This is a genomic window from Confluentibacter flavum (genome assembly GCF_002843175.1).
Taxonomy (GTDB): domain Bacteria; phylum Bacteroidota; class Bacteroidia; order Flavobacteriales; family Flavobacteriaceae; genus Confluentibacter; species Confluentibacter flavum.
Map to the genome: position 1 here is coordinate 79,726 of NZ_PJEO01000009.1, position 9,596 is coordinate 89,321.

A 9,596-nucleotide genomic window follows, 5' to 3' on the forward strand; every position below is an offset into this window, starting at 1 on the left:
CCTTGGATGATAAGCTATTAGCTGTTGTTTGGATGCTTGCTTATAATCACGAAGATTATATAGAACAAGCCGTGGAGTCTGTAATGGTTCAGAACACAACTTTTAACTATAAACTTATTATAGGAGAAGACTATTCCACTGACACTACGCGGTCTATTTGCAAACGACTACAAGATAAATACCCTGATAATATTGACCTGATATTAAATGAAACTAATTTGGGTCATGAAAAAAACGGACAAAACATATATAACTTATGCTTAGCAAGTAAGGCAAAATATATTGCTATGTTGGAAGGGGATGATTATTGGACTGATCCACTAAAACTGCAAAAACAGATTGATTTTTTAGAGGAAAACTCTGAATATTCTATGTCGTTTACAAGATTTAAGGTTAAACATAATACTTTACCCAAGTTAAGTGATGATAAATATGGACGATATTTTAAGGATGGAGACGCTTATATATTATTTGATTTTGATAAATTCGCTAAAGGCTGGTATGGTGGGGCACCTACATTGGTTTTTAGAGCCCGACTGTTTAATATTAACTTGATTTCGAAGTATCGCTATTTTAGGGATATTCACCTTTTTACAGAGTTATTAAAAGGCGGAAATGGGGTTTGCCTTAATTTTTATGGTTCGGTTTATAGAATCCACGATGGAGGCATCCATTCATCGGCTAAGCCGTTAGAACGCGCTGAAACGGCAAGTTTATGTTATAAGGAACTTTATTTTAAAAATATAAACATACCACAACTTAAAATAAAGTATCGCTATTTCCATAGCAGTTATATTAAAGAATTACTAGTGCACAAACATTATTTTACGGCCTTTAAACAAGCCTTTTTATTTGGGTTTTACATGAAGGATTTTGACTTTATTGTGAGTAATTATAAGCGTATTACAAAACAGATGCTTAAGGGCAGAAGAATTTGGATGTTTAAAAAAATAAAAATGGCCTTTCAAAACAAGCCAAAAAAAAAGGAGTTTTTAGGTTCGCAACACTATTGGGAACAACGTTATCAGGCCAATAAAAATTCTGGAGTAGGAAGTTATGGGCGTCTGGCTGAATTTAAGGCTGAGGTATTAAATGCTTTTGTTCAAAAGAATGGCATACAATCTGTTATTGAATTTGGATGTGGTGATGGCCATCAATTAAGTTTAGCCCATTATCCTAGTTATATTGGTTTTGATGTTTCTCTAAAAGCACTAGAATTATGTAAAGAGCGTTTTAAGAATGATCAAACGAAAGCTTTTTATAGTATGGAGGATGAGGCTTTTGTGAATACCAAAGCAGACTTAGTATTGTCGTTAGATGTGATTTATCATTTGATAGAAGATGCCGTGTTTGAAAACTATATGAACCGATTATTTAAATCATCAACAACATATGTAATTATCTACTCTAGTAATTACGATGCACATGAAGTGGTCCATGTAAAATGCAGAACGTTTACCAATTGGATAGCAGCTCATGTCTCAAATGAATGGAAGTTGTTAGAACATATTAGAAACAAATATCCTTTTGATAGTAACAATCCGGATCACAGCTCGATGGCAGATTTTTATATTTACCGCAAAAAAAGATAAAGGCTTATATTATACCTTTAAAATATTCAAGCAGTTTGTTGTTGTTGTTACTCTCTTTATTTATTTTCCAGAGCGGATCAATATCATGAATATCATTAATTAGCCTTACCCCAACATTTTTTAGGATAATACGTTCCACACCATTTTTTGCCAAGTTTCCAGTAATCCAAATATCATCTACCATAAAATTACTTTTTATAATTTCATCATTAAAAATATCAAGGTCAAAAAATTTGACACGATAGGCAGCTCCCCAAGTTCCAGTAATAATATCGACTTGTAATGGTTTTCTTGAAGGAGATCCAAAAAATTTCAGGCTTGTAGAATAATCACATTTATCTTTTAATATTCGACCTCTATAGCCTATTGCTTTATCAGGGTATTTTTTGGCGTATTTTAATAAGGTTTTTAAAAACTTTGGCGGATAATAAACATCATCATCTACAGTGACTATGAGAGTTTCCTTATTATCCCATTCTTGTTTTAGGGAGTAATATAATTTTGTAAAAGGGCCTACATCATCACAAAGTTTAATCTTTATAGGTGCGTTTTTAATAAAATCTGGTATTATAGTTTCCCGCTGAATTCTTTTATACACCTTTGGCAACCATAATATAATACTATCTGGCTTTAAAGTTTGGTTGCAAATAGATTCAATCATTGGTTTGATTTTACCAATTCGCGAAGGTATTGTGGTAAAGCTAATAATTACATTCATTTATTTTAAGCTTAAAATTCTCTTTATCTTATTAATTATTCTTTTCAATAAAGGCTGTTTAGGAAGCTTACAATACTTTTGTTGTACCCAAATAATATCTTTAGCCACATTGTCTTCGGAGATCCGTTTAAAAAAAACAGTGGTTCCAACATCAGTTATTAAATGCCAACGTGTATCTTCTTTTAGTAAAAAATCCCTTAAAATAGTGCCAGTAGGAATGTGTGTGTCATCTACAGCTAAAATACCACCAACTTTTAATTTATCTGCTGTATAATACCAATCTATAAAAGGTGCTGGAAATGCATGATCACCATCAATTAAAATAAAATCTAAATCATCACTCTCTAAACTAGGCACCACATCCTGAGATATTTTCGCAATCATTTTTACATGATTATTGTTTATTCCTAAGTTATCACACCATTCTCTAATTAGTTTATGTTCTTGAGGAAAAGGAGATATAACAGTATGTTTTTTTGATAATAAAGCTAGTAAAACGGTAGAATAACCACAGCCTGTTTCTAATGTGTTTCCTCCAGCAGGAATATTATTTGCTATCCAGTTGAGTACATCTGGTTTAATGGCATAACTTTTTGATCCTGCATTTTCACGACCATGGAATCTAGGATTTTCCTTATATAAAAGCTCTATAATTTTAGATCTGGTATTATTTGAATGATTCATAAAATATTATGATTATATATATTGATATTAACTGCATTAAATAATTTATATTTTTTAAAATTTAAGTTTTTAAATTTTTTTATCAATTATTTGTTGCTTATTGATACTATCTAATAGTCCTTTTTTAAGCAGTGTATTAAACCACTTTGAGAACTTTTTGGCACCTTTATGATTAAGATGATCTAAATCACCGTATTCAGAATTATCAAGCGGAAAGTCCTTAAAATCCAAAAATTTAATGGTATCAAATTTTTGTTTTTTTAATAATTGTAAGGCTTCCTCATTTTGACTATAAAATGATTTTTTATGGTAGGGGCTTCTTACTAAATAGACTTTTTTGTTCATCTCTTTACAAAACTGTATTATTTTTTCTAAATAATGAATTTCATGCACAGACATTTTTTGGTATTCGGGGTATATTGAAAACCCTGTTTTATTCATGGTCTTTAAAATAGAATCGGTTTTTTTTCTTACCAGGTACTTATAACCTCCAATTTTATTGATATAAAAATAATCGTTTAGCTTCATTCTTATAAGATTGTATTTAATTGAAATAGGCAACACCTTTGCATATCCCTTTACATTTTTTGTCATTAAAAACAGGTTGTCTTCCAAATTCATAAACGACGCATACCTTGGATATCGTAACCTCATATACTTATTGCTCCAAATATCCTTATCTGCCCATATACTAATTTTATTGTTGGTGAATTCTAAAAAAACCGTTTCAATCTGTGGATTTTGTGGCAATATCTGTTTGATTTTTTGAAAGGTATAGAAATAGGTTTCGCCAGCATTTGAAAAATTTTTAAAATTGGAAATTAGTGAATCATTAAAGGCGCATTCGGGTTGTGAATGCCCAAATAGCACATATTTTTTTTCTTTAGAAATTTTAAAATCAGCTTTATTATTTACAATAATATTTGTGGTAAGTATAATACAAGTAAAAAGGCAACAAAAGATTAGAGTGAAAAAGAAAACCTGTTTAATGAACTTTTTCATCTGTCAGTATTTATTTTTTTAGAGCTCAGATTTAATATCCCAATAATCATTCTTGGTTGGTTCGTTAATTTAGCTAATGGGTATTTCATAATTGCAAATTTTTCCTTTTCTATAAAAATATGTCCATCATAACGACCTCTATATTATTTTTCAACTACATCAAGTTTTTTTAAATCGTGGGCTAATTTTTTAGAAAATAAGTCAACACCTTTTTTGTTTAGGTGTAATGAATTATAAAAATATTCTTTTTTGTAACATATTGAATCATCAACATAGTTTAAAAACGTATTATTATATTGAGTACTAACTTGTTTAAAAAACTTAAAGGTTTCGTCTCTATTTAACACCAGTTTTTTTTCTTCAAAATATTCAGGCGTATAAACCAGTGTTACTTTTATGTTCTGTTCCTCACATTCCTGAAGAAATTGATAAAATAAGTTAACTGTATTTGTATCATTACTAATTGTGTAAATTCCTCTTTTTAATCTTGCCTCTTCCATGGTTTTATCCCATGGCTTATCAGTGCTTTTAAACCCTTTATATTTTAAAGGTTTCATATTGGATTTCATAAATGCCATCGAGAAGGCTTTCTTTTTTGCGGTGGCTTTTCCAACATACCTAACAAGCGGTACCACGTGGTCCAAAAGCGAAAAACCATCATAAGATTTAGCATATCTCCAGATATTAAAATTCCATAACATATAAGGTAAAAACTGGTCAGATTCATATAAATCCTCTCTTTTTTCAAAACTAAAATAATCCACACACATAATAATTTGTTTAGGCTGTGGATTATATTTTAAATATTCAATGTGCCTTAAATATTGGGTTAAAAAATTATGCCCTAGCATCCCAAAGTTATACACTTTAAGTTTTAAGGAATCTTCCAAAATATGAGGGTCGATCTGCATGGAAGCCCTGGAAGACCCATAGATTACGACATCAGCATTAACTTGGCCTTTGTAAATGTCATTCCAAGCATTATAATTCCCCGGTGATGTGTTTGATTTTAGTAAATTTTTTGAAATAAAGACATCTAAGCCATAGGAAGCAATCACTACAGGTAAAATAAAATATAAAAGTGCAATTAAAAATTTACGCATTTTTTAAAATTGAAAATAAATAAATTCTTGCTCTTCACCACTAAATAGAAAAATTAAAAAGACGATGGTGTAATAAAAAGCATAGCGGTACGGTTTTTTCCAAGTAATTCCAAAACGTTCAATACCATAAAGCTCTTCACGTCCAGACCATTCTATTAACAACATAAATAGAATAAGTATGGATAGAATTTTTGGCTGGATTTGAGGTATGGTAAACAGAGAATACGAAAAGATTTCTGATATAAAACTCCAAGCATGACTAAGGTTATCAGCTCTAAAAAACACCCATGCCAATGTAGTTAAAGCAAATGTTGATAGTATTAATAAAATCTCCTTAATGGTAGGTAGCCATTTTCCTTGAGCTACGATTTCAATATGCTTTCTATTCTTGCTGCCAAGTAATAGAGGTAAAAAATATAATGCGTTCAAAGCGCCCCAAACTATAAAGGTCCAATTGGGGCCATGCCAAAACCCGCTAACCACAAAAATTATAAATACGTTTCTAATTTGCTGAAATTTAGAGCCACGAGACCCACCTAAAGGAATATACAGATAATCTCTAAACCAAGTAGAAAGTGAGATATGCCAACGTCTCCAAAACTCTGCAATATCTCTTGAAAAGTAAGGAAAGGCAAAATTTTGCTTTAGATCAAAACCAAATAGTCTTGATGTACCAATGGCAATATCGGAATAACCTGAAAAATCCCCATAAATTTGGAAAGCAAAAAGAACAGCTCCTACGACCAATGTGCTTCCACTAAAATCTCCCGTGTTATTAAATATTTGATTGACTACTTCGGCACAGTTATCGGCAATGACAATTTTTTTGAAAAGACCCCAAAGAATCTGACGTAGACCATCGACCGCTTTGCCATAATGAAATGATCTTTTTTTATAGAATTGAGGCAATAGATTTGTAGCACGTTCAATTGGGCCAGCGACTAATTGAGGAAAAAAGCTTACGAACGCTGAAAAAGCAATAAAATCTGCGGTGGGCACTAGTTTCCGTCTGTACACATCTATGGAATAACTTAATGTTTGAAACGTATAAAAGCTGATACCTACCGGTAAGATAATATTTAATGAGTTTGGTTGTATTTTATAACCAAAAAAAGAAAATGCTGTGATAAAATTATCTATAAAGAAATTATAATATTTGAAAAAGCATAAAAACCCTATGTTTATTAAAATGCTTGTCCAGAGTAACATTTTACGTCTTACAGCATGCTCTTGTTTAGCCAAACTTATACCAACTAAATAATCAACCAAAGTGCTAAACATTATGAGCGATAAAAACCGCCAATCCCACCAAGCATAAAACACATAACTGGCAACAACAATAAGAAAATTTTGAAGCTTGAGGTTTTTATTAACAACAAACCAATATAAAACAAACACAATGGGTAAGAATATGGCAAAATCAATGGAATTGAAAAGCATAGATTATAGCGTATTGAACTTTGGTGAGTTAAGTTTATTAAATTTTTTAAGTGAAAAAAGATTGATCATTACAAAGTAGACTATTAATGGAAAAAAAGGAACACAAAATCTGGAATTTGAACCATAAACAACCAGTGCTTGCGCTAAAGACCCTGACAAAATAATGGCCACCAGTAATAGATCTAAATCGAATATTTTAAATTTAGTTTGAATAAAGTGATATATTTTTTTTATTGCAAAACCTAAAAATAAAATATTTATACCTATTAATAGGTATTGCTGAAAGGAATACCACAAACGGTAGGCCCATTTTTCTACAAATTTGTTATGTATATATCCGGTTCGCCAAAAAAACAAAGACGTTCCCCAAAAATCTGTCCAGGAGACAACAACTTGTTTAAGATATAAATCGGGATACTTCTTAAATAAATCAATTGAAATTCTACCAAGTTCGTTTGATAAATCTGGACCAGAAAGTTTTGTTTTTTCCTTTAATTCATTCCATGCATACCAAACCGTCATAGGGTTTTTTCGATCTGATTTGTACATAGGGTTTAATTCTCGGTGCTTCACCAAAATATCACGTATAAGTTTATCCTCTTCAGGGGCTTTTTCAAAAAAGGGCGTAGCTGTTTGTGATAGGTTTACTCCTAAATAATACGTGCTTGCAAAATAGCCCATGTTCTTTTCGTTTAATGAGCACCAACCATAAAAACTTAACAAGGGTACTATTAATAATGTTGTTGCTTTGAGAATAATTTTTCTGAATCCAAAATGGAAATTTTTTACAAAATAAAAAATAAAAACTCCAATAGGAACATAAATAAATATGGGTTTTGTTATATATAGAAAACTTAAAATCACGGATAGAATAACTAGGTATTTTATGGAAGTAGTTGGTTCCAGCACGTTAAATTTTTCAATAAACCAAAAGGACAATAACACCAAAAACAGCGTCAAGGTTTCAGATAAGATGGCAAATTCAAAAAACAGGATATGTATAAAAGAAGCCATAATAAATGTAATCCAAAACGATACCGCTTTGCTTTTTGTGGTCATTTTACTGAAATCATAAATTAGGACGATATTGAACAATCCCATAATCATCTGAAAAAAAGCCGTGAGGTAAAGGTTTCCTCCAGCTATGGCAATAAGTAATGGAAAACCTGGCGTTCGCTCACCTGTATAATTATCTAAACTTAAATTTGATATAAACGTTGATAAATCTATATACCCTTTGGAATCGGGATAAAGCGTAATGGCATTATAAAAAATATAAATAAGAAGTCTTAAAATAGCCCCATAAATTAATAGGCATGAAAGGGGACGATTTAAACAATAATGATAAAATTTCTTAAACATTTTGGCGTCTATTATAGTTGTTATATATGTTTAATAAGTCAAAAGGGATATTTATAAAATCAATAAATTTAATTTTGGAATCGCCTTTGTCATGCCATTTTAGTAAGGGAATTTCAATAACTGAATCATTACAATAATTTTCACCTTTTAATTTGATTACACGTAACAGTAATTCTACATCAAATAACCATTTACTTACAAAAGGATCCTTAAATAAATCAATAGCAAGGGGAGTAGCCATTAATTTTGCACCACATTGTGTATCATAAACTGGAATTTTTAAAATAAATGCACTCACAAATGTTGCTAAGATGCGTCCAAAAATATGTCTAAAAAGATTTCTTTTTATAATAGAACCCAATTTTTTTATTCTTGAACCCATTATGAATTTGGTATCAGGTGTTATAAATGTTGTTAACCGCAGCATTTCATGTAACGAGGTCGATAAATCGGCATCCAAATAGCCCAAATAGGCATATTTTGAATGGTCTAAATTTAATACAGCATACCTGATGGCCTCTGCTTTACCCATATTATTTTCAAGATTTATAACAGTAATATTGGATAGTTTGGTTTTTAAATTGGTTAACATTATGAAGGTATTGTCTGTGCTACCATCATTTACAAAACAAAAATCTATATTTTCAAAGTAGTTAAAATTGCCTAAAAATTCATTGATAGGGAATCTGTTTTCTTCATTATAACAAGGAATTATGACACCTATTTTTTGCATATTATATAATTAGACAAACCGATTGGTTTTAAATGTATTTTTTCTAAAAATGTGGTTATTGAAAAGTCTAATATAAGTATATTTTTATACAAAATGGTAATGGGCAAACCTTTGTTCCATGAAGCTATTGCCGTTGTATTTGCTTTTGGTTTAAAAATAAGTTCGCGCAATTTTAAAATATAACGTGGCACTAGTAAGGAGCTAAAAAAATAGCCTTTTTGAACTGTTTTTAAGCCAGCTTTTAATGTTGCATTCTCCAAAGACCTATTGGTGTAGCGTCTGTAATGACCTAAAATAACATCATGATGTGTGAACAGGCTTTGAAAAGCCGGAACTGTAATAAGCATTTTTGATTTTGAATTAAATTGATCCAATTTTTCAATTTGGACTAAAAATTCCACATCATATTTTACATGTTCCATAACATCCAAAATTAAAATAAATGAAATTTCTGATTCTATTTGTGTGATGGCTTCTTTTAAATTATTGAACACTTTGATTTTTGAGTTCTTATATTTTTTAGAATAAAATAATAATTGCTTTTCTGTAAATGCATTGTCTATACAATAAAAAGTACTATTTGGGATTCGCACCATTAATTGTTCTGCTACATAGGTGTCCCCACAACCAATATCTAGAAAGACTAAAGCCTTATTAAGATCAAGGCACTTTATTATTTTCTTATGGATGAATTCCAACCTTGCTTGCTCCCATGGATGTCTTGAGTTTTTATTCTTTTTTTGTTCAGATAATTCTTTTAAATCCATAGTCTAATTTCAATAAATAAATACTTTTTTGCATTATGATAATAAATATATTGCGTTTTTGTCTTAAACGAACTATTTAGTTACTCAAGCTCATAAAAAGTTGCAACGACCAAATTTAAAAATTCTAAATGGCATGCTTACATTTATTATGATTACTTTCATCGGTTTAAGCTATTAAAAAAGATGTCTAAAAAT

General features: G+C 30.5%; 9 protein-coding genes. 1 reads left to right on the forward strand and 8 read right to left on the reverse strand.

The genetic code is table 11. The annotated features are described in order from the left end of the window. Window positions 1-2 precede the first annotated feature (2 nt). Entirely contained in the window at window positions 3-1,592 is a 1,590-nt protein-coding gene (locus tag CSW08_RS01630) for a glycosyltransferase (protein ID WP_162495536.1), read from the forward strand. A gap of 4 nt (window positions 1,593-1,596) precedes the next feature. On the opposite strand, the gene CSW08_RS01635 is transcribed toward CSW08_RS01630, so the two are convergent. The 8 genes from CSW08_RS01635 to CSW08_RS01670 all read right to left on the reverse strand — a co-directional run bounded on the left by CSW08_RS01635 (window position 1,597) and on the right by CSW08_RS01670 (window position 9,401). Next, the gene (locus CSW08_RS01635) at window positions 1,597-2,310 is read right to left on the reverse strand and encodes a hypothetical protein (protein ID WP_106658167.1); all 714 of its coding nucleotides are present in this window, start codon (window positions 2,308-2,310) and stop codon (window positions 1,597-1,599) included. Further along, entirely contained in the window at window positions 2,311-2,994 is a 684-nt protein-coding gene (locus CSW08_RS01640; RefSeq protein WP_106658168.1) for a class I SAM-dependent methyltransferase, read from the reverse strand. Between the two features lie 69 nt (window positions 2,995-3,063). Next, window positions 3,064-3,996, reverse strand: coding sequence for a hypothetical protein (locus CSW08_RS01645; protein WP_106658169.1), 933 nt, complete (start codon window positions 3,994-3,996; stop codon window positions 3,064-3,066). Between the two features lie 143 nt (window positions 3,997-4,139). Next, entirely contained in the window at window positions 4,140-5,099 is a 960-nt protein-coding gene (locus CSW08_RS01650) for a hypothetical protein (protein WP_106658170.1), read from the reverse strand. 3 nt (window positions 5,100-5,102) lie between these two features. Continuing rightward, entirely contained in the window at window positions 5,103-6,539 is a 1,437-nt protein-coding gene (locus tag CSW08_RS01655; RefSeq protein WP_106658171.1) for an MBOAT family O-acyltransferase, read from the reverse strand. A gap of 3 nt (window positions 6,540-6,542) precedes the next feature. Next, window positions 6,543-7,901, reverse strand: a complete 1,359-nt coding sequence (locus tag CSW08_RS01660) for a hypothetical protein (protein ID WP_106658172.1) — start codon at window positions 7,899-7,901, stop codon at window positions 6,543-6,545. Next, window positions 7,894-8,634: a glycosyltransferase gene (locus CSW08_RS01665; RefSeq protein ID WP_106658173.1), complete on the reverse strand. Its 741-nt coding sequence runs from the start codon at window positions 8,632-8,634 to the stop codon at window positions 7,894-7,896. The genes CSW08_RS01660 and CSW08_RS01665 overlap by 8 nt, the downstream gene beginning before the upstream one ends. Continuing rightward, window positions 8,622-9,401 carry a class I SAM-dependent methyltransferase gene (locus CSW08_RS01670; RefSeq protein WP_106658174.1) on the reverse strand — a complete coding sequence of 260 codons (780 nt, stop codon included), beginning with the start codon at window positions 9,399-9,401 and terminating at the stop codon, window positions 8,622-8,624. Before CSW08_RS01670 ends, CSW08_RS01665 begins: the two co-directional genes overlap by 13 nt. Window positions 9,402-9,596: the final 195 nt, after the last annotated feature.

What these genes read in the sequence shown, in the direction of transcription:
- CSW08_RS01635 (WP_106658167.1), bottom strand. Translation starts at nt 2,310, where the DNA reads ATGAATGTAATTATTAGCTTTACCACAATACCTTCGCGAATTGGTAAA.
- CSW08_RS01640 (WP_106658168.1), bottom strand. Translation starts at nt 2,994, where the DNA reads ATGAATCATTCAAATAATACCAGATCTAAAATTATAGAGCTTTTATAT.
- CSW08_RS01645 (WP_106658169.1), bottom strand. Translation starts at nt 3,996, where the DNA reads ATGAAAAAGTTCATTAAACAGGTTTTCTTTTTCACTCTAATCTTTTGT.
- CSW08_RS01650 (WP_106658170.1), bottom strand. Translation starts at nt 5,099, where the DNA reads ATGCGTAAATTTTTAATTGCACTTTTATATTTTATTTTACCTGTAGTG.
- CSW08_RS01655 (WP_106658171.1), bottom strand. Translation starts at nt 6,539, where the DNA reads ATGCTTTTCAATTCCATTGATTTTGCCATATTCTTACCCATTGTGTTT.
- CSW08_RS01660 (WP_106658172.1), bottom strand. Translation starts at nt 7,901, where the DNA reads ATGTTTAAGAAATTTTATCATTATTGTTTAAATCGTCCCCTTTCATGC.
- CSW08_RS01665 (WP_106658173.1), bottom strand. Translation starts at nt 8,634, where the DNA reads ATGCAAAAAATAGGTGTCATAATTCCTTGTTATAATGAAGAAAACAGA.
- CSW08_RS01670 (WP_106658174.1), bottom strand. Translation starts at nt 9,401, where the DNA reads ATGGATTTAAAAGAATTATCTGAACAAAAAAAGAATAAAAACTCAAGA.